19 protein-coding genes are annotated in these 21,287 nt (G+C 36.9%); 11 read left to right on the top strand and 8 right to left on the bottom strand.

All coding sequences use genetic code 11. The annotated features are described in order from the left end of the window. The first annotated feature begins 6 nt into the window (after positions 1-6). Positions 7-1,602, top strand: coding sequence for a S41 family peptidase (locus AC2SLL_RS06835; RefSeq protein WP_486530935.1), 1,596 nt, complete (start codon positions 7-9; stop codon positions 1,600-1,602). A gap of 20 nt (positions 1,603-1,622) precedes the next feature. On the opposite strand, the gene AC2SLL_RS06830 is transcribed toward AC2SLL_RS06835, so the two are convergent. The 3 genes from AC2SLL_RS06830 to AC2SLL_RS06820 all read right to left on the bottom strand — a co-directional run bounded on the left by AC2SLL_RS06830 (position 1,623) and on the right by AC2SLL_RS06820 (position 5,911). Then, positions 1,623-3,341: a sigma 54-interacting transcriptional regulator gene (locus AC2SLL_RS06830; protein ID WP_486530934.1), complete on the bottom strand. Its 1,719-nt coding sequence runs from the start codon at positions 3,339-3,341 to the stop codon at positions 1,623-1,625. Between the two features lie 88 nt (positions 3,342-3,429). After that, positions 3,430-5,160, bottom strand: coding sequence for a sensor histidine kinase (locus AC2SLL_RS06825; protein WP_486530933.1), 1,731 nt, complete (start codon positions 5,158-5,160; stop codon positions 3,430-3,432). A 115-nt stretch (positions 5,161-5,275) separates the two neighbouring features. Beyond that, a complete protein-coding gene (locus AC2SLL_RS06820; protein WP_486530932.1) occupies positions 5,276-5,911 on the bottom strand; it encodes a response regulator in 636 nt (211 codons plus the stop codon). Between the two features lie 372 nt (positions 5,912-6,283). On the opposite strand from AC2SLL_RS06820, the gene AC2SLL_RS06815 reads away from it, so the two are divergent. Then, positions 6,284-7,306 carry a serine hydrolase gene (locus AC2SLL_RS06815; RefSeq protein WP_486530931.1) on the top strand — a complete coding sequence of 341 codons (1,023 nt, stop codon included), beginning with the start codon at positions 6,284-6,286 and terminating at the stop codon, positions 7,304-7,306. 116 nt (positions 7,307-7,422) lie between these two features. Here the strand turns inward: AC2SLL_RS06815 and AC2SLL_RS06810 are convergent, their stop codons facing one another. Beyond that, positions 7,423-7,752: a TraR/DksA family transcriptional regulator gene (locus AC2SLL_RS06810; RefSeq protein WP_486530930.1), complete on the bottom strand. Its 330-nt coding sequence runs from the start codon at positions 7,750-7,752 to the stop codon at positions 7,423-7,425. Positions 7,753-8,298: 546 nt separating this feature from the next. On the opposite strand from AC2SLL_RS06810, the gene AC2SLL_RS06805 reads away from it, so the two are divergent. The 3 genes from AC2SLL_RS06805 (at position 8,299) to ruvA (ending at position 11,050) form a co-directional block, all read left to right on the top strand. Then, positions 8,299-9,504, top strand: a complete 1,206-nt coding sequence (locus tag AC2SLL_RS06805; RefSeq protein WP_486530929.1) for a phosphoglycerate kinase — start codon at positions 8,299-8,301, stop codon at positions 9,502-9,504. A gap of 142 nt (positions 9,505-9,646) precedes the next feature. Continuing rightward, positions 9,647-10,135, top strand: coding sequence for a hypothetical protein (locus tag AC2SLL_RS06800; protein WP_486530928.1), 489 nt, complete (start codon positions 9,647-9,649; stop codon positions 10,133-10,135). 276 nt (positions 10,136-10,411) lie between these two features. Continuing rightward, complete coding sequence (gene ruvA, locus AC2SLL_RS06795) at positions 10,412-11,050, top strand: Holliday junction branch migration protein RuvA (RefSeq protein WP_486530927.1); 639 nt, start codon at positions 10,412-10,414, stop codon at positions 11,048-11,050. Positions 11,051-11,311: 261 nt separating this feature from the next. Here ruvA and AC2SLL_RS06790 read toward each other — a convergent pair whose 3' ends face one another. Both AC2SLL_RS06790 and AC2SLL_RS06785 read right to left on the bottom strand, forming a co-directional pair. Next, the gene (locus AC2SLL_RS06790) at positions 11,312-12,499 is read right to left on the bottom strand and encodes an acetylornithine/succinylornithine family transaminase (RefSeq protein ID WP_486530926.1); all 1,188 of its coding nucleotides are present in this window, start codon (positions 12,497-12,499) and stop codon (positions 11,312-11,314) included. A gap of 41 nt (positions 12,500-12,540) precedes the next feature. Further along, positions 12,541-12,732, bottom strand: a complete 192-nt coding sequence (locus AC2SLL_RS06785; protein WP_486530925.1) for a DNA gyrase inhibitor YacG — start codon at positions 12,730-12,732, stop codon at positions 12,541-12,543. Positions 12,733-13,122: 390 nt separating this feature from the next. Here AC2SLL_RS06785 and AC2SLL_RS06780 point away from each other — a divergent pair, with 390 nt between their 5' ends. Together AC2SLL_RS06780 and AC2SLL_RS06775 are read left to right on the top strand one after the other, a co-directional pair. Beyond that, entirely contained in the window at positions 13,123-13,959 is an 837-nt protein-coding gene (locus AC2SLL_RS06780; RefSeq protein WP_486530924.1) for a class I SAM-dependent methyltransferase, read from the top strand. A 57-nt stretch (positions 13,960-14,016) separates the two neighbouring features. Further along, positions 14,017-14,514, top strand: a complete 498-nt coding sequence (locus AC2SLL_RS06775) for a GIY-YIG nuclease family protein (RefSeq protein WP_486530923.1) — start codon at positions 14,017-14,019, stop codon at positions 14,512-14,514. Positions 14,515-14,632: 118 nt separating this feature from the next. Here AC2SLL_RS06775 and AC2SLL_RS06770 read toward each other — a convergent pair whose 3' ends face one another. Together AC2SLL_RS06770 and purD are read right to left on the bottom strand one after the other, a co-directional pair. Next, positions 14,633-16,063 (bottom strand): ABC1 kinase family protein, encoded by a 1,431-nt coding sequence (locus AC2SLL_RS06770; RefSeq protein WP_486530922.1) that lies wholly within the window; start codon positions 16,061-16,063, stop codon positions 14,633-14,635. Positions 16,064-16,266: 203 nt separating this feature from the next. After that, positions 16,267-17,547 carry a phosphoribosylamine--glycine ligase gene (gene purD / locus AC2SLL_RS06765; protein ID WP_486530921.1) on the bottom strand — a complete coding sequence of 427 codons (1,281 nt, stop codon included), beginning with the start codon at positions 17,545-17,547 and terminating at the stop codon, positions 16,267-16,269. A gap of 414 nt (positions 17,548-17,961) precedes the next feature. Between purD and AC2SLL_RS06760 the strand changes: the two genes are divergently transcribed. The 4 genes from AC2SLL_RS06760 (at position 17,962) to AC2SLL_RS06745 (ending at position 21,059) form a co-directional block, all read left to right on the top strand. After that, positions 17,962-18,168, top strand: coding sequence for a DUF2905 domain-containing protein (locus tag AC2SLL_RS06760; RefSeq protein WP_486530920.1), 207 nt, complete (start codon positions 17,962-17,964; stop codon positions 18,166-18,168). Between the two features lie 358 nt (positions 18,169-18,526). Further along, complete coding sequence (locus tag AC2SLL_RS06755) at positions 18,527-19,282, top strand: methionine ABC transporter ATP-binding protein (RefSeq protein ID WP_486530919.1); 756 nt, start codon at positions 18,527-18,529, stop codon at positions 19,280-19,282. A 2-nt stretch (positions 19,283-19,284) separates the two neighbouring features. Continuing rightward, positions 19,285-19,968: a methionine ABC transporter permease gene (locus AC2SLL_RS06750; RefSeq protein ID WP_486530918.1), complete on the top strand. Its 684-nt coding sequence runs from the start codon at positions 19,285-19,287 to the stop codon at positions 19,966-19,968. A 206-nt stretch (positions 19,969-20,174) separates the two neighbouring features. Continuing rightward, the gene (locus AC2SLL_RS06745) at positions 20,175-21,059 is read left to right on the top strand and encodes a MetQ/NlpA family ABC transporter substrate-binding protein (protein ID WP_486530917.1); all 885 of its coding nucleotides are present in this window, start codon (positions 20,175-20,177) and stop codon (positions 21,057-21,059) included. Positions 21,060-21,287 lie beyond the last annotated feature (228 nt).

The raw sequence follows: 21,287 nt of genomic DNA, 5'->3' as shown, positions 1-21,287 counted from the left end.
TCTATTATGAGCAAAAATCAGTTTTATTTTAAACATAATTTACTCAATGGGACTCCGTCAACTTTAGTCTCATACAATAAAACTACCATTGATCTACACACCACTAAAGCAGTTGTTTTGTTTACTCTAAAACAGCTATCTAAAGTTATAGCGGTTTCTACTTTCATATGTTTAGGATCAGGATGCGCAGCAGCAATGTCCGCACATGCTGCTGCTCCGTCTTCATTGATAGAACCAAGAGTGCCTGATTTATTACCAATTTCAACTATTACCTCTGACGCTGATGTTTCTTGTGATGAGTCATGTGATGATATAGATGCAGTAGTTGATGAGGATGCATTCAGTTCTGAAGAACCTATAGATACTCATATACTACAAGATGATAGGTCAAATGATTATCTAGAATTAGATGATCAGAAACTAGATAAGCAGAAGTCAGAAACGCAAAGAGATCAGTTGAAAGTCTCTCAATTAAAACTAACACCAGATGCTGTTCCTCTCAATGCAATATCACCAAAAACAATTGCAACCTTTGTTGAGATAATAGACATTATTCGTCACGATTATTTCAAACCCGTAAACGATGAAGCTTTATTTCAACATGCTATCCGAGGTATGCTGGAGAAGCTTGATCCTCATGCTGAATATCTGACCCCTGCAAAGTTTGAAAAGTTGCGTAGCTTTACTGATGGAGAAATTGGACAAGTTGGCTTGAGCGCCAAGTTTGATACTTTAAATAAAGTTTGGGTTATAGACAAAGTGTTACCGAGATCATCAGCTAAAGAATCTGGTCTTAAAATAGGGCAGAAATTGTTGCGTATCAAGGAAGTTAAGCTGACTGAAGACATGCGTTCTCAAGATATTGAGCAATTGCTAGCGGGTGTTGCAGGTTCTCAAGTTCCAGTCACGGTAGTTGACGATCAGGGTATTAAGAGGGATATCGTTTTGCAGCGTAACTTATCTCAAATTAATAAGCTTACTGTCGATATCAAAAATGGTATAGCTATCGTCAAATTGCCTATATTTCAAAATAGCTCTAGAACACAACTCATTGATGCCCTCCGTGAGAAAGGAGTACCTATCACTGGTGTGATCATAGATGTGCGTAATAATCCAGGTGGTGTATTGTCCTCGGCTATTGATATTGCAAGTTTGTTTGTGGGGGATAAAAATTTGATTCAAGTTAGAAATCGTGCTAACAATAATCAGGTTATTAGCGCAAGGGGTACTCCTTTTTTATCAGATCTTCCTATAGTTATCTTGCAAAATAAATATACAGCCTCAGCAGCAGAAGTATTATCAAGCAGCTTACAAACCAATAAGCTCGCAAAGATTATTGGTGAACGAAGTTTTGGTAAAGGAACCGTCCAAGAGGTTGTTCCTTTAAAGTCGGGCGGGGGATTGAAGTTGACAGTTGCTGAATACCGTAGTGCCACTGGTGGTATTATTGATGGATTTGGTGTCCAGCCAGATATTACTTTAGTGAGTAATGGGCAGGATTGGATGGATCAGGCCATTTCTATTATATTATCTTCAGAACGTCCTATAGGAATAAAATTTGATGATAATAAGGGCCCTATTTCAATAGCTAATGACTATTGATTCATTTATAACATACTGGACTAATCGATATTGCCATCCCTAGATTCGTCAATTTTTAACTTTTGCATTCTATAACGTAGCGATCTAAATGAGGTTTTAAGAAGCTCTGCCGCCTTAGTTTTATTCCAGTTGGTTTGGTTTAGAGCGATAATAATAAGTTCACGTTCTTTATTAAGTAGATAAGACTCGAGACCATCCTCTGGCAGTTCAGCAAAAGAGTGATTATCAATAGAGCTGGATGATTCGTGATTAATCACTTGATCTTTTTTATTATTTGATAGATTCAGCTTATTGTCAGGGTTTTGAGCTGAGGATTTACTATTAATATTCAATACTCTATTTTTAAGACTCTTTGAAAATGATATACCCGAGCTGTATGAAATACCGCTGAATTTATTATTACTTTCTTTAACTGCTAAATTAGGTGCAAATTTTGGCAATGTAGATGTGCCTTGGCTTGATTTGTTATTTGATTTAGGACGAGATGTAACTTCTGGGGCGGGATTATCTAACTCATTAGATTGTTGAGTTAGGAATTTAGATAATGAATGGCTCTTTTTAGAAGGTGATAAGCCTAAATGCTCAGCTTTAATTAAATTGGAGTCTGTTAAAGTAACCGCACGTTCGAGAATGTTGCGCAATTGACGCACATTTCCGTCGTATTGGATTTTTGTAAGAGAATTGATGGCCTGATCGCTTAAACTAAATTTATCTTGTATCTTCCACTCATTAGCTATCTCGTCTAAAAAGAAGTTTGCTAATTCTTTAATATCCTCTTTACGCTCATTAAGTGTTGGCAGTTTTAACTCAATAACATTAATTCTATAATAAAGATCCTGACGAAACTTCCCTTCTTGGACCAATTGATCTAAGTTTTTATGCGTTGCAGATAATATTCTTACATCAACAGGGTTCTCCTGAGTGTCACCAATGGCTCGCACATTCTTCTCTTGAATAGCGCGCAATAGTTTTACTTGCATGGAAAGCGGTAGGTCAGCTACTTCATCTAGAAATAAGGTACCACCATCTGCTTGTTGAAATAGCCCTTTTTTATCAGAATTCGCCCCAGTAAAACTGCCTTTTTTATGTCCAAAAAACTCCGATTCCATCAGCTCTGAAGGAATAGCCCCGCAATTAATTGGAACAAAATTGCCTTCACGTCGAGGGCTTAGATCATGAATTAATTGAGCCACCACTTCCTTCCCAGTTCCTGACTTACCCCATAGAAATACAGGAGCTTGAGAACGAGCGAGTTTAACAATTGTTTTTTTCAAGTTTTTCATCACAATTGATTGGCCAATTAGCCTTTTGTCTAGAAGTTGTTGGGTAAAATCAATCTCATCAGTGGTCTTTAAAGATAAATCATTATTATCAAGTGCTACTTTTAGCGTTTGCCCCACCAACTGCCTAAGCCTTGGCAGCTCTAAAGGTTTGTTGACAAAGTCAAAAGCACCATATTTTAATGCTTCAATGGCTAAATCCATGTTCCCATGCGCTGTTATAACTGCAATGGGCATTTTGCTCCCTTGTTGATTTAGCTCTTTAACCAAGTCAATACCTGAGCCATCAGGAAGTCTCAAGTCTGTTAAACAAAAATCATATTTTTTATCTGCTAACAAACGACGAGCTGAAGATAAGTTATATGCTACATCTGCATCAATATTCATTTTTCTGAGAGTAATTTGCATTAAACGGCATAAATCTACTTCATCATCAACTATTAAAGCAGTATTAGTCATATTGCGGCTCACATAAAAATAAAAGGGGCTGGGTGTTTAGCTTAAGTCCAGCGTGGTAGTACTGATATATTGGACATTATAATTTATGTCATTCGTCTTCTATAACCCTAGGTATTAGTAACCTAAAACAGGTATCAGGATGATCTTGCACATAAACGAGTCTAGAATTATTAGCTAAAGCGAAAGACTGAGATAGATATAATCCCAAGCCAGTACCATCAGAATCTGTCGTAAAGAAAGGATTGAATAAGTCAAGTTGGTCACTTTCAGCGACGCCTTCTCCACTATCTATGATATCGATTATAACATCGTTGTCATTGTAATCGGTTTCAATTTTAATATGAGCACTGGAATCAATTTTTCGGCTAAAACGTAGGCCATTATTGATTAAATTTACTAAAATTTGCTCTAATTGACGTTTATCGAAGTTAACCTTTTGATCACATGAAGTAGTGATTACAACGTCCTTACTGTCAAAGTTGTCTTGAACAAATTCTTCTAACCAGTTTGATAGCATAAATGTTATTTGATCGGGTTTATCTTGCTTCGATAGTTTAAGAACATCTTCAATGATTTGATTAACCCGTTTGGTTTGATTATAAATCATTCTATATAATTCTATATCTGATTCATCGAGCATATGAGTGGCTAATTTTCTGTCGATATTTGCGTCAAAATTTATGTTCTCTTGGTGCTCATTAAGTGTCTCAGCATCTTCAATGAGCAATTGGCTCGCCTGAGATATCGCCGCTAAAGGATTACGAATTTCATGAGCAATGCTGGCTGTCAATTGACCAAGAGATGCAAGTTTTAATTGTTGGGCGTTTGTTTGTTCACGATGTATATCTTCGATAATTACCAACAAGCTTCCTTCTTCTAAAGGCGTTGTGGTAAAGCGAAGTTGTGAAGTTTTTAAAGTATTCTGCGAAAGTTCATAATTAAAAGTAGCCTGAGTTTTTTGGGTTACTTTTGTCAGCCATTCAAGTAGTTTTGGATGCTGCAGATTAATCTGCTGCATAAAAACAAAGGCTGAGTATTTATCGTTATTAAGTTTCCTGACGATATCCTTGGGTAAATTTAAATTTAATAGAGTTAATGTGGACCTATTTGTAAGTTGCAGGATTAGATTCTTATTAAATACCATAACCCCATGTGTCATATTACTGATCACTTGCCTGTTAATAATGTTCAGCTTAGCAACCTCTGTAGCTTGTTCATTAGCAATTTTTTCTATACGTGCTAAACGCTGCGATACAAACCAACTCAAATACCCAACGGCTACAAAAGTTAATGATATTAATAAAGCATCTCCTATATCAGTTAACCCCATTGTATTGGTAATGGCATATAAAAAATTTTGATAAATAACAAATATAATAGCCATTAATGTAATGATGACTGACTGATAAGGAGGAAGAATTATAAAACTGGCACTAACAACTACCAGATATAACATAATGAGCTGTATGTCAGGGGCACCAGTAGTATATAAAAGTAGGCTGATGATAATGACATCAAAAGTTAAACCAATCCCCAGTTGTCTCACTATCTGTCGAGGTATAAAGTAATATAAAGTCAATAATAAGAGGCTAAAAAAACAGTAAAACAAAAGGGTTATTTGTTGCAAAAAGGAAGGTAGGTTTATGGTTGACGCTACTGTGATTTTATTAAAAGTGAGTGCATAACTAGATAAAAAAAGGAACAAACTAATGATGACACGGTAGGTATTGTAAATGAGTCCCATTTTTCGGAGCTGAAGAAGAGGCAATTGAGTTTGATTATGCTCCTTTTTTAACTTATCGATGAACCCATTTAGCATTAAAATATTCCAGTTTTGTTGACTAATCTTAAAAGAGGGGAATCTTGGAGATACTAAAAAATATAAACAATTGAGTGCTGAAAAATAAATCAGTATTTGTTGTACTGAGCTAAAATTATGGCGTAATTAACCCATGGCGCATAGCAAGATGCGTTAATTTCACATCACTATCAACGCCTACTTTCTCAAAAATACGGTAGCGATAAGTATTTACTGTTTTTACGCTGACAAATAGTTGATCAGCTATTTGTTGTGGACTTTGACAGTTCACCACCATCATCGCAACTTGCTTTTCACGTTCACTTAATCGTTCGAAAGGAGATTCTTCTTTATCGGTTAATAACATATCTGCTAATTGTTCAGCAACATCACTACTAAAGTACTTTCCACCTTGATATAGTTTTTTTATTGCCTTTATCATATCTTCAAGCGGTGTGCCTTTAGTAATGTAACCATTAACACCTGCTTTTAATAACATCGAGGGATAAGGTTGAGTCGATACACTGCTTACTGCAAGAATTTTAACCGAGTTATTAAAGTGTCTTATCCGCTTGGTTGTTTCAACACCACCTATATTGGGCATGTTTACATCAAGCAATATCACATCTGGGATCGTAGATTTGACCATTTTAATTGCCTGCTCACCACTATCTGCTTCACCAATGACTTCAATGTCAGTATCATCAGCTAACATGCGACTGATACCCATTCTAACTAAGTCATGATCATCGACAACTAATACTTTAATCATATGTATTTATCCAGACTTGTCTAAAAATTAATAAACCTCGAATTTGTTACGGTATCGTAAACCTTATGTTGTTAATTGACAATATACCTTAGTATCCTTAACGACTTATAATTATTTACTTAACGATAAGACTCAATGATGATATTATAAATATAAAACAAGTTACGCTATATTTCATTATTAATACGTTATTTATAGTTTTGAGTGTTATTCATCACCAGTTTTACACATGTTAAATCTAAATAATTATGTATATAAAACTGATAGTTTCTTTTTTTTTTGATGATAACGAGTAATCTATAGGTATGGGAACTGTTTCAAACGTATTTATTTTTCTAAGATTTAATTTTAACGCTTCTATCGGGATGCCTCATGAACTTAAAAATATCATTTAAAAACACCCTCATTTTTTCATCTATTATTATAGGGTTAGGTTCGGTATCATCTTTGTCCAATGCGGCTCTGACTATTTCTGAACAGGGTAAAGATGGCGCAGCTAAAATCAGTTGGGGTGGGGCCGATGGCTTATCCCAAGCGCGAACTATAATGTATTCTAATAAGAAGAGTTCGTATGGTAGCACACCATCATTCACTCCTAATCATTATGGTTCAAGTTCAAGCTATTATGACACCCTACCTATTTCTACTAGGTCAAGTGGTGTTTTAGTCATGGATGTTGAAACCAACAAGCCTTTATATTCTAAAAATGCTAATATTGCCAGACCTATTGCTTCAATTACTAAGTTAATGACTGCCATGGTAGTTTTAGACGCTGGTCTAGATATGCGGGAAGAGATTATTTTAAAGCCTATTGATTTCGTTGGTCCTAAACGTGCTAGTTCAAGACTGAAGTCTGGCGATAGGATGAATCGTGCAGAGTTATTATTAATGACACTGATGAAATCTGAGAACCCAGCGGCTAAGTCTCTTGCTCGTAATTATCCAGGTGGGTACGATGCCTTTATGCGTGCTATGAACCGTAAGGCTCAATCGTTAGGGATGAGTAGTGCATTTTTTGGTGATCCAACAGGTCTTGATAAACGTAATGTTGCCTCTCCCATTGACTTAGTTAAGATGGTTAAAGCAGCTGGTGATTACGAAGTTATTCGCAGGTTTTCTACCACCAAAGATTACGATTTTTTTGTAGCAAATTACTCTGCAGGTAATCGTACTTATCCGGCACGTAATACAAGTTATTTAGTGCGCAGTGGCAGCTATCCAATAGGTATCTCAAAAACAGGTTTCATTAACGAGGCGGGCAGATGTGTCGTTATGGAAACACGTGTGAATAATCGTCCAGCAGTCATTGTTATTTTAGGGGCTAACTCGTCTTCTACTCGTTGGAATGATGCAGAGACCATTTTAAATGGTTTGGCTTCACGTCGATCTATTTAAACGTGTTGTATTTTGAACAATAGGTTTTTTGCTTATTTATTAAGAAGTTGTATACAAAAAAGATTGTTCTAGTAACAATCTTTTTTTGTATACAACTATTTTTAAAACATTAAAACTTAGGAGGCATGCTTAATGCATAACGTTGCATAAGGCACGGCCTTTAGTCTCTGGTCTTCAATCTCTTCACCGCATACCTCACATTCGCCATAATTACCACTCTCTATACGGCTTAAAGCTGCGTTGACATAAGTTAAGCCATGTTTGGCCTCTAGCAACAAAGTCTTGCGCATTTCATTATCGCGCATGGATACTGCTTGGTCATCCCAATGTTCATTTAATTCATCTTGCGGGTTATGAATATGATCCTCAATTTTAGCAATTCGAGTACTATACTCATCTTTAAGTGTTAAAAGTTGTTGTTTAATCTCAGTAAAATCTCTGTTCATGGTAACTCTCCAAAATCAAAACTCTCATATTAAAGAGAAAGGGTATAAGAGGCTAAATGTATTTAATACAATGATAACATTTATTAAGGAATATAGCTGTTCAGGTGCCACTATTTGAATAGCTTATTTATTCATTTTAATTTGCTTTATATACGCTCCTAAAAAGATAGACAGTCATAAAAAGTTAAGCGATAAACTGAAAATAAATATACTTACACATAAAAGTGGTTATCTTAAAGGATATATAACATTTAGCATTGTGCTTTAAATTCCTTTATTTCTAACTTTATAGCCTTTAATTAAAAGGTAGCAGATTTAGATAAGGCTTTTTATCGGGTAATAACGCCTTTAGTAAATATGAAGCTATATTTATTAGTAATACAGTATTTAATAAGGTAATACCGAGTTTACTAATTATTATAAAAACAACTGAATGGCTCTAAAGGTTGGAAATTTAGATTGTCCGTTGTCTAATATGCTAAAATTTGACGTATTTAGTTACATATTACTTCCTTTTAACAATGATAAATATTAGAGGATATAATCATGAAGTTTGCCACAATGAAAGATGAAGATCTAAAGGGTAAAACAGTTTTGATTCGTGAAGATCTCAACGTGCCTATTCAAAATGGCAAAATCACTAATGATGCACGCTTGCAATCAAGTTTACCCACTCTTCGACTGGCGCTAGAAAAAGGAGCGGCTGTCATTGTTTGCTCTCATTTAGGAAGACCTACAGAAGGCGAGTATGAAGAGCAGTACTCTTTAAAGCCTGTTGCGGAATACTTATCTGAAAAGCTTGGTAAGCAAGTGGAATTAAATAACGATTATTTAAATGAGCGGGTTAATGTAAAAGTCGGTAATGTTGTATTGTTGGAAAATGTTCGTTTCAATAAAGGCGAAAAGAAAAACTGCGAAAAATTATCCCAAAGTTATGCTAGACTTTGTGATGTCTTTGTGATGGATGCCTTTGGCACAGCTCATAGGGCTCAGTCTTCTACTGAAGGCGTTATTAGTGCTGCAGCACAAGACGGAAAGAAGGTGTGCGCTGGGCCACTGCTGACAAATGAACTGGTTGCGCTTGAAAAAGCATTACATCAACCAAAAAAGCCATTAGTCGCTATTGTTGGTGGTTCAAAAGTATCTACTAAACTTGATGTATTAATTAGCTTGGCTAAAATTTGCGACCAAATAATTGTGGGTGGTGGTATAGCCAATACTTTTATTGCGGCTAAAGGTCATTCAGTAGGCGCTTCATTGTATGAGCCTGATATGATTGATACTGCCAAGCAAATTATGAACCAAACTGAAGTATTGCTTCCTGAGTATGTGATAGTAGCGGATAAGTCTCAAATTAATTTTGATGATTTTATAGGATCCTTAGAGTCTGCAACACCTTTGAAAAGACGCGTATCTGAGATTAGGAATAATGAAATGATTTTAGATATCGCCGCTGATAGTGCTGATCATATTTTTGATTCGGTTAAAAACGCAGCAACCATATTATGGAATGGCCCGTTAGGTGTATTTGAAGTAGAGGCATTTAGTGAGGGAACTCGTAAATTGGGAGAAGCGATTAAAGCAAGTGAGGCCTTCTCGATTGCTGGTGGTGGGGACACCCTAGCAGCCATTCATAAATTCAATGTAGAATATGGGGTAAGTTATATGTCTACAGGCGGTGGTGCATTTTTGGAGTTTGTGGAAGGCAAAACTTTACCTGCAGTTGCTGCCCTTGTAAGTAATTATAAGTAATTGATAACTATATAAATTTAATAATTATTAACTCGTTCTGTAATATAACTTAACCTAAACTTTCAATTAGTTACTTGTTTTTATAAATGTTTATTTATAGAATTCAATCGTTGTTAATTATCTTTATATGTAAGGAAAAAATATGTTGAAGCGTAACATTTTAGTAGCAAGTTTAATTGCAGGTACTTTCGCAGTAACTGGCTGTAGCCAGCAAACTGAAGAAGCTGCCGATAAAGGAGCTGTTGAAGAAGCGGCCGAAAATGCAGGCAATGATATTGCTGAAAATGCAGATAAAGCTGTGGATAATTTAGCTAATGCGGCTGGAGACGCGGCAACGGCCACTGAAAATGTGGCTGCTGATGCTAGTAATGCGGCTAAAAATGTTGGAGAGTCTGCTATAGATGGTGCTAAGACAGCAGGTGCTGTTGTATCTGGTGCAGCCATAAATGCTGGTGAAGCAGTTGCAGAAGGTGCTAATAAAGCAGTCGAAGGTACTGCCAATGCCGTTGGAGACAGTGCAAGTGCGGTTGCCGATGGCGCTAAAAATATTGCAAATAACACCAAAGATAATGTAGATTTACAAGCTGATCCAAAAGTTTCTGAAGCTGTCTCTGAAGACCAACAGTATTAATATTAAATCGTCATAGTTCGGCTTTAATTTTTTGTTGATATAATGCTGGATATAAAGAACCCTAACCTATGTTAGGGTTTTTTTATTTTTGCATATTTCAAATTCATGCTTAACTTACCAACTTTGTTCTATCTAGTTATTTATTGCTGAAAGTAATATTAGTTATCTCATTTTTAAGCGTTTATTTAGTGAATAGATAAATTCTTAATTATTACAGCATAAATACGAATGTTTGTTATACTTTAACAAACTAAACTTACACATTAAAAGATAACTATGATCGGAATTATTGAAGGTAGAGTGTGTCATCTTTCTGCACCAGTAACATGTATAATGACTGCGGCTGGGGTAGGGTATGAGGTTGAGTTGCCTTTACCAGCATTTTGTCAACTTAGATTAGAGTCGACTGTCAGTTTATGGACGCACTTACAGGTGCGTGAGGACGCCCAACTTCTTTATGGCTTTTTAGATAAAAGTGAACGTGATGTTTTTCGTCAATTAATACGTATTAATGGGGTTGGCGCAAAAATGGCATTAGCAATGATGTCTTCACTGTCAATTAGTGACCTTAAACATTGCGTTGAATCAGGTAATGAGTTGGCACTTATTAAAGTTCCAGGTATTGGAAAAAAGACAGCACAGCGTTTATTAATAGAACTAAAAGGTAAGTTTGACGGTATTATTAGCGATAGCTTGCTTTCTTTAGACGGCTCATTGACTCATTCTGGACCTTCACCAACAGATACTGAAGGCGTTGTATTAGCCGAAGTTGAGTCTGCTTTAATTAGTTTGGGATATCGTGAAAAAGAAGCGCAAAGTGCCATGAGGGCTGCCAGAGAGTCAGGTAATGAAGATATGATACTGGACACGCAAACACTACTTAAATTAACGTTGCAACAATTATCCAGCTATTAATGATGTTTAGCTATTAATTATAATAGTTATATTAATAATTAACCATAGCTTAGAGCAACTACGCAGTATAAAGGTATCAGTATAAAGGTGTCAGTATAAATTACTCAATACAGGGTCGTAAGCACCTGTACTCTCGCTTAACTATTTCTTAGCATATAACTTCTTAGCAAATAACTTCTTAGCAAATAACCCTAAAACCAAAAAAAACTAAAGCCTAAATTCACATTTCTGAATGAAGCTTTAGTTTTTGTATAGAGAAATTTATAATCTGGTCTTAATAACTCTGATTAACTTATCAAGAAGTTGCTCGCTCTCATTACGTGATAAATTTAGAGGGGGTAGCAATCGAATGACATGAGTCCCAGTAAGGTTTAATATAAGTTTTTCCTTCTCGCGGGCATCATCAACCAGTGAGCTACAGTCTACATGACTAGGTAAAACCACACCAATCATCATGCCGTAACCGCGCGTTGATACATCGTAGCAACCTAACTCTTGCTGGACAGATGACTGAATATAATTACCTTCGGTAGTAGCGTTATTCATAATATCTGTGTTGCGTAAGACATCATACACAGTATGTACGACACGGCTACCCAGCGGGCTTCCTCCATAGGTTGATCCATGGTTACCTACTTTAAATAAGCCAGTGGCTTTGCCACTAACCATACAAGCCCCAATAGGGAATCCATTGCCAAGCCCTTTAGCGGTAGTTAAGACGTCAGGCTGAGCATTACTGTATTGGAAAGCAAAAAACTTACCAGTACGTCCATTGCCGGTTTGCACTTCATCTAGCATAAATAACCAATCGTTATTATTGCAAATATCTTGAACCCGTTCCAAATATACGAAACCTTCTGAGGGCGTATTAAGCCCACCCTCGCCCTGAATTGGCTCTAGTAAAACAGCAGTAATTTCATTATGCTCTGCCGCTGCTTTGTTGATTGCCTGCACATCACCAAATGGAACACGAATAAAGTCATCGTCTAAAGTATAAAAGCCTTCTCTTGCTTTTGGATTTGCAGTGGCAGAGACAGAAAGTAAGGTACGACCGTGGAAGGAGCGTTCCATTACAATAACCTTTGGCTTTTTATAACCTTTGTTATATCCGTATAATCGTGCCATTTTAAGTGCTGCCTCATTGGCTTCTGCACCACTGTTTGCAAAAAAAACGCTGTCCATACCCGCAGCTCTGCAAAGGGCTTCTGCTGCTTTTTCTTGCCATTCGATCTTGAAAAGATTGCTCGTATGAACAAGGGTAGAAGCCTGTTGAGTTATGGCTTCAGTAACCGCTGGATGGCAATGACCTAAGCCACAAACAGCAATACCAGTTAATGCATCTAAATATGCAGTGTTATTTGCTGTATATAGCCAGCTTCCCTGCCCATGTGAAAAACTTATGGGTTGTGGACTATAGGTTGGCATGATATATGAATGTGATGTTGGCATGATTATCCTAATGTTATATACAAATTATTAAACAATTTACATTACTCAAGCTCATTGGTAAATGGATCGTTGTGAGCGGGGACACGATAATCTTCATTTGCCCACGCACCCAAGTCAATCAGTTTACATCGCTTACTACAAAATGGCTTATAGTCATTATTATCCCATATCGTGGGTTTTTGACATTGCGGGCAGGGATACGTTTTAGTGGTAGAAATATTATTATTTTGCATACATAACAAATTATTAAAATTAAGTGAGTTTAATTGACTGATATAATGAATAACGCTGGCTAATCTTAGAGTGATTTAACAGTTGAGATTGGATTGCAATTAGATTACATTTACGCAGACATTAAAAAAGATATGCAGAGAAGGTAGCGCTGAATATTTTTAGTTATTAACATGAGTTTCCTGCATATATGATTTTTCAATTTAAAATTAAAAGTCAGATATACAGTCTCTATATCTATACGCAGTAGTGTCAATATATCATAGTAAAACGTGCGTCTACATCAACTCATTTACTAATATTATAAATGAATAAGATCATAAGCCAATAAGTAACGTTATATATTATTTGCACTAACTATTCTACCCATTTAATTAATAGATAAATATTTTATGCAACTTTCAATACCCTCGAGTTTACAAGCAGGTCTTCAGGACTCTCTTACCCATAATAATTGTAGAGTTTTTAAACCAGATAAATTAAGAGAGCCACGTGACTTTAAACTCCCTAAGTTTATCGGGCAGCGCCAAGGACACATCGTTACTATTAATGATGATGTTGGGACACTTATTGATGCTGGGTCACTTATTAATGATTCAGATAGCACTGAGACATATAGCACAGAGCGACTCAACAAAATGAGACCTTTAATTGTTGAGATTGGTGCTGGCAAGGGAATGCACGCATGTCTTTATGCAAAACAGAATCCTGACCATGATATTATAGCGATTGAACGTACTTTGAATAAGTTTTCTGTGTTTTCAGCGACTACGCAGGCTTTAAAACAAAAAGATGATATTCAAGACAATTTATTGCCAGTGCATGCTGATGCCATACCGTATTCTGTATTTGCCTTTGCGCCAATGAGTATCGATACATTTTTTCTTCTCTATCCAAATCCGGAGCCTAAAAACGCCAATCAGCAGTGGTTAAATATGCCGTTTTTTGAGTTTTTATTATCACGTCTAAAGCCGAATGGTAAAGTTATATTGGCAAGTAATATTGAAAGTTATATTGAAAATGCTTATAAACAGTCCTGTGATACCTGGCAACTTGATACAACAAAATTTAAAATCCCTAAACACAGTGCAAGAACTCATTTTGAAATTAAATATTTAGCTCGAAATGAAACATGCTGGGAAATCCAAATGATAAAACCTGAGTACTATAGAACTAGATTTGATGGCTGGTATTCTCATTATTTGAGAGATTTATCGCAGGTAGTTTGAACATTCATTGAGGTCTGAATGTTGTCTGCGCCCAAAAATAATATTCTGGATACGTAAATGGAAGTTTTACCTCATAAAGTGTCTGATTTAATAGCTCAAAAAAAAGGTTTAAATAGGGTGGAGTGGATTGATGACTCAAGCCTATTACCCAACAAATCAGGTGTATATGCATTAAAGCTAGAATTAGATAGCGCAAAATCAATCGATGTAGGTGCGCTTGGTGCGATATATTTTGAGTCCGGTTTTTATTTTTATATTGGTAGTGCAAAGGGTGCAGGCGGATTAGCAGCACGTATTGGACGTCATTTTAATAGAAGTGACTATAAAAAGAAACGTTGGCATATTGATTATGTGAGAGCAGAAATGACAGTATTAGGTTGCTGGATAATTGAAAGTAAACCTTTTAATTCTAATGATACCAAACAAGATATGACTGAAAACGTGCTAGAGTGTGAGCTTGCTCAAGCGTTTATAGATACAGGCTACTTACCCTTTGAAAAAGTTGGAAGCTCTGATTGTCAATGTATAGGACATCTGATGAAGGTGGCGGATTAAGCGATTCCTAAAGTGTTTATATCCACAACTCATGGATAAAATATAGGTTTTTTCTAGGTAAATCCTCAACTTTGGATGGTATATTGACCTTCAGATACCCAGATATCAAAACACTTGACTACTCACTGGGTACAAATTTACTAATTAAATCTTGAGATTTGGTTCGCGCATCAAGAACAGTCAAGAAAGTATAGGCACCAATAAACTTGCGACTTATAAACATAAACTCTTTTGGTGGGAGACTAAACTCGCGTGACTGTATGGCACTACCAGAGCTTTCTATTAGCCTTTTATGCAAGTCACTGGCTGCCCAGTGATAGTAACCCTTATCAGTAACATGGTCATTAGCGGTATTATCTAGTAGAGTAGGTGCTCTGAATGGTTCTGTCGCTAGTAAGAATATGTCTGCCACATTAGATTTAACATCATTGCTCATCGTATCGAAAAACCCATAGCCTGTCATAGAGTCAATCATTCTCTGCTTGTCATAGTGATAACCTGCTATCATTAGATTGCGTGCAATGGTAAGCATTTGATTATCAAACTGGCGCATTGCACCAAAATCTAATAAAACTAACTTGTCTTGGCCGTCTGGCTTATCTGTAGGCTCTGAGCGAATTAAATAATTACCAAAGTTCGGATCCGTCTGCATTTCTCCCCAAATGAAAATTTCGTTCAGCATGATATCAATTGCTGCTTTACCTAACCTATCACGTCGGGTTTGCGATAAACTTTGCAGGTTAGCATCTGTAACTGGCACACCATCCTCAAAGCTTAAACACAGGATTTTATCATTAGAATAGTTCTCTATCACTTCAGGAACGATATAACGCTCATCATCTTTAAGGCGTTCATAAAACCGTTGCGTAGTTGCTGCCTCGGTAATGTAATCAACCTCGACTTTTAAAAGGTCTCTAATTTCAATAAACCAAGCATCAAGTGCTTTGGTCTGAGGCACTGCATTTGTAACAGTTAATAGCCGTTTAAAGAGACTTAAGTCTGAGTCAATAGCATCAGCAACACCGGGATACTGGATCTTTAACACCACTTGTTGCTGGGTAGACTTGATGGTAGCACGGTGTACTTGCGCTAATGATGCTGTTCCGATTGGGGTGCGATTGACTTCTAGATCATTTAGCGCATTACCTAACTGAGATTTAAGAGCTTGCTCTACAATAGGCCACGATAAACTGGCAGTACTGTCATTAAGATTATGTAAAGCTTTGGTAATCTCTGGATGTAAAAAGTGCTCACCATATAAGGCAAGCATTTGACCAATCTTAACTACTGAGCCCTTGAGCTTACCCAGTTCCTGAGCTAAGTATTCCGCTTGATCCTTCATAAACTCTTGATTACGAGATGCTTTTGCTTCTTTACTTAAAAATAGACCACTAAAGCTATTACCAGCCCAACGTCTACCAATGTTCAATGATGTTTTGGCAATAGATAAACGACGATCAAAACGAGATGTTTTTAGCTCATTTATCTCATTATTAAGGGCGTCAAGGTTTGAGTGTTGAGTTGAGCTTGGAGGTGCTGAATTAGCCATGAATAACCCATAATAAAATTAATACAGTGTGGGTTGAAGGTATGTCGATAAGGCGATGAGTGATACCAAATTTATTTAAATTCATCAACCTCATTATATCCACATTTAATTGAGTTTGCTTTCACTTTATCGTTATGACGATGTTTGGAACTAGCATACCACCTTAGCGACAGTATGCAAAAGAGTGAGTAATGTGAGTGTTATTAGTCTCGTTTTATGGCTCTATAACCGATATCACGACGATAGTGTGCCCCCTCAAAACTAATAGCAGCAGCACCTTGTAGAGCAGCTTGCTGTGCCTGTGAAATTGAATCGCCTAAAGCAGTGACGCACAGTACACGTCCTCCATTAGTTATCACATGATCCTCTTCATATTTAGTGCCAGCATGAAATACTTTGACGCTATTATTGTTGTCTAAAGACGGTAAGCCTGTGATGACATCACCTTTTGATGAACTTTCTGGATATCCTTTTGAAGCGAGAACAATACCCAATGCAGCACGGCTATCCCATTCTGCCTTATTCGGTAACTTACCCTCAATACCTTTTTGAATAAGTTGAACCAATGAAGATTGAAGGCGCATCATAATGGGCTGAGTTTCAGGGTCACCAAAGCGACAATTAAACTCAATAACATACGGGTCATTATTTTCATCAATCATAAGACCAGCATACAAAAATCCAGTATAAGGATGACCTGCATTTTTCATTGCTTGAACGACTGGCTCAATCACTTGCGTCATTACTTTTTCATGTACTTCGTCAGTAACTACTGGGGCAGGGGAATAAGCGCCCATACCGCCAGTATTTGGGCCAGTATCGCCTTCGCCAATTCGCTTATGGTCTTGGCTAGTCGCCATAGGTAAGATATTCTCTCCATCAATCATACAGATGAAGCTGGCTTCTTCACCCTGTAAGAACTGTTCAATAACGACACGGTTACCTGCCTTTCCGAACTTATTATCACCCAACATATCTTCAATAGCGCTATGTGCCTGCTCAATTGTTTCGGCTACAATAACTCCTTTTCCAGCCGCTAAGCCATCAGCTTTTACTACAATAGGTGCCCCATTTTTAGTAACATAGGCTTTTGCGGCTTCAATATCGGTAAAGGCTTGGTATTTAGCAGTAGGAATATTATTAGCTTGCATGAATTCTTTAGCAAAGGTCTTTGAACCTTCTAGTTGTGCACAATACGCCGTTGGACCCCATGTGGCAATGTTTGCTTTGGTGCAGTCATCAACTAATCCTGCTACTAAGGGCGCTTCAGGGCCGACAATTATCAACTCGATGGTGTTTTCTTGACAAAATCTGATTATCTCATCATGTTTGGTGGTATCAAGGTCAATATTTTGGCATTTTGGTTCTTGCTCAGTACCAGCATTGCCATTGGCAACATATACTGTATCGACGTGTGCATCTTTAGCGCATTGCCATGCTAAAGCATGCTCACGACCCCCTGAACCAATAATTAAAATATTCATAGATATCCTTTGTTAGCTTAATGTTTTATGTGGTTGATGTATAATAGGTCATTGAATCGAATATATCGTTAAATGGAGCATTAGCCTTAGTTCTAAATGGCTTATTGTTTTAAATAGTCAGTGGCTTTAGTAGCCACTAAAGTCTAACCGCTATCCATATTTAAACAGAAATTCAGCCATTTTATCAAAATATCCCCAACAGGGGCAGTTTTCTTACTCTGTTATTTAAAATTAACATTTAATTTATTTAAAAGACGTCACATAAATAATATTGAGTTTTTTTCAATAGCCAGCATATTATATGGTCAACTATTGAATACATGTTGTCGATTCAAGAATTATAAAGACAAGATTATAAAAATGCGCACAACCATCGTCACACTGACATTAAATACAATATTAAAGGAGAAAACTGTGCCCAAGGTTTTAATCGCTATTGGTATTTTTCTAATTGTTATTGGCATTATTTGGACAATGTTTCCAAGTGCTCTATCTTGGTTTGGTAAGTTACCGGGAGATATTCGTTATGAAACAGGTAATACCCGAATATACTTTCCAATTGTGACTATGATCGTCGTGAGCATCGTTCTAAGTGTACTGCTTAATTTATTCAATCGTTAACCCAAGTCCTAAAGCTTCCTAAATCCACTAACTATTTATCCTTTATCAATGATATCTGCCGGAGGTATAGCTAAGGCTATGATGAATAAAGCGTATGCATATTGATATAAGAGCAAGCCTTGAATTTGTCCTAATTATAACTCTCTATGCTTCACTTATATTCCACAATGGCATGAGATTATCCAGCATAAAATAATGTCTTATAGGGTAGGTTATGCTATATTATTGCGCTTCCCATTTTTTTGTGTCCCTACATAGCTTTTAATTAATGTGTGATGTATTAGCAAAGGGTTACAAGTATTTAATTTTCCTTACTTTCAGTCTATAAGCTGTAAATTTAATATTTAAGACAGATGCCATGAAAGATATGATTGTTTTAGACCAAGTATATAAAAAATTTCAGACTCAAAAAGATGGCAAACTTCATTGGTTTACAGCTGTCGAACCCATTTCACTACATATCAAGCAGGGGGAGATATTTGGTTTGATGGGGTACTCCGGTGCAGGTAAATCAACCTTACTACGCTTAATGAATCTGCTTGAACGCCCAGATGGCGGTACTGTCATTATTGATGACGAGGTATTAACTGACTTAAATGCCAAGCAGCTGCGTATTGCTCGTCATAATGTGGGTATGATTTTTCAGCAATTCAATCTAATGTCTAACCTGACAGTATTTGAGAATGTTGCTTTTAATCTAAAAGTATCTGGCTATGCAAAAGATAATATTTATCAGCGGGTTATGGAATGTTTGGAAATCGTCAACTTAACCGATAGAACCAATCATTATCCGGGCCAGTTGTCTGGAGGGCAAAAGCAGCGAGTGGGTATTGCCCGTGCTATAGCGCCAAATCCCAAAGTGTTATTAGCTGATGAGCCAACCAGTGCGCTTGACCCCGACACCACCCGTGCCCTTCTTACTACCCTTAAAGAAGTCAATCAAAGGCTAGGCGTAACTATCGTTATAGTGACGCATGAAATGAGCGTTATTCGTCGTATTTGTAATCGTGCAGCGTTATTACATGACGGGCATTTACTAGAAGTGGCTGATATTGTTGACGGTCAAATTATCGCAAACACTGAAATTGGTAATGGCCTAGTTCAGGAGGACTAAAAATGTTAGCAATGACTTTTAATGATGCTAGTGCTCGCTTATGGGAACTGCGCAGAGAGATTTGGCAGGCGACTATCGATACCTTTGTCATGTTAGGTATTTCTACCACAGCGGCCATTACTATTGGGGGTCTATTCGGTATTTTTTTGTTTTTAACCAGCGATAGGCAGCTGTTACAAAACAAATCACTATATGGTGTTTTAGGTGGTATTACCAACTTTATGCGCGCCTTTCCATTCGTTATTTTGATGATTGCTATGAGTCCTTTCACAAAGTCACTTATTGGCACCAGTATTGGGCCAGTTGCCGCTTCGTTGGTATTAGCCATTGCTGGGTCTTTTTACTTTGCTAGATTAGTTGAGCAAAACTTACGTGAAGTTCCGCGCGGCATTGTTGAGGCTAGTGAATCCATGGGTGCCAGCCCGTTGACTATTATCAAGGTATTATTAACGGAAGCGCGTTCAGGATTAGTCTTGTCTATCACGATACTTTGTATTAGTTTACTTTCTTACTCTGCTGCAGCTGGCATGATTGGTGGTGGCGGCTTGGGCGACTTAGCCATTCGTTATGGCTACTATCGTTATCAAACAGAAGTCATGATATTTATCGTGATTATGTTATCTATTATGGTTATTGCAATTCAAGGTATTGGTAACCTGTTAGCGACAAGATTGGACAAGCGTTAGTTGAGTGGTTCGGGGAGGATGACAGTGAATTTAACTCATAATAAACTCTAAATTTTTCATGATAATTAGTCAAATGAATAGTTTACTATGATGTACCCAATATGACACTGCTAATGTCATTTATCTACCACAGTATCAAATTATCACAGTATTAAATTATTTAGTGATTAAGTTTTAAATTATTTTTTAAATTAAAGGAACACGGTATGAAATTAACAGATATTCGTAATAATGTCTTAGCTGCAGCAACGGTAGCGGGAATTTCAGGTTTGATGTTAGTGGGCTGTAGCAATAATACAGCAGAGGAAAATACATCAGCTAATGCATCTGCAGCACAAGAAAAAACCACCATTGTCATTGGTACTACTGAAGGCGACTTTGCCGATATGGTTCGTGATGAGGTAAAAAGTGAATTAGAATCTCAGGGTTATAAGGTAAAGTTAACAACATTTACTGACTATGTTCGTCCTAACTTAGCGCTGGCTGAAGGTGATTTGGATATTAATATCTTCCAGCATAAGCCCTATCTTGATACTTTCAAAGCAGAAAACAATCTAGATTTGGTAGAAGTATTCCAAGTGCCAACGGCCCCTTTGGGAATTTATACTGGTAAAAAAACCAGTTTAGATCAGACATATGATGGTATGAAAGTATCTGCGCCTAATGATCCGAGTAACTTTGCTCGTGCGTTAGTGATGATGAGTGATTTAGGCTGGATTACTTTAAAAGACGGTGTTGACCCATTAACCGCTTCCAAATCTGACATTGCTACTAACCCTATGAACATTGATATTATTGAGTTAGAAGCGGCTCAGTTACCGCGTGCCCGTGATGAAGTTGATTTCGCTGTTATTAATGGCAACTATGCAACTGATGCAGGTATTAAGTTGACGGATGCTTTACATCAAGAAAAAAGCTTTGCCTATGTCAATTGGTCTGCTATTCGTACTGAAGATAAAGATGCGAAATGGGTAAAAGACGTTACTGAAGCTTATAATTCAGATAGTTTCAAAAAGTATGCTCACGAAACTTTCCCAGGCTATAAATACCCAGCAATATGGGAGGAGAAGGCGGAAACAGCAGTACAATAATCAATTAGAACCTGTATTCATGAGCAAAGTTAGGGTTTTTTTAGAATGAAATGAGCCTATACGTGACAAAATTGGGTTGAATGGGTTGAAAAAGTCATTCCATTGAATCCTGATTTAACGATGTATTGGCTTATTCTAGGCTAAAATAGCCAATTGTAGATTGAGAATACAGGTGTTTATCTCGACTATACTGTGTTAAAAACGCTCAAGTTGCTTCCCATTAGTGAC

Source organism: Psychrobacter sp. CX97 (assembly GCF_057396285.1).
The sequence above is the reverse complement of the archived record's forward strand: the minus strand, read 5'-3'. Positions and strand labels throughout refer to the sequence as shown.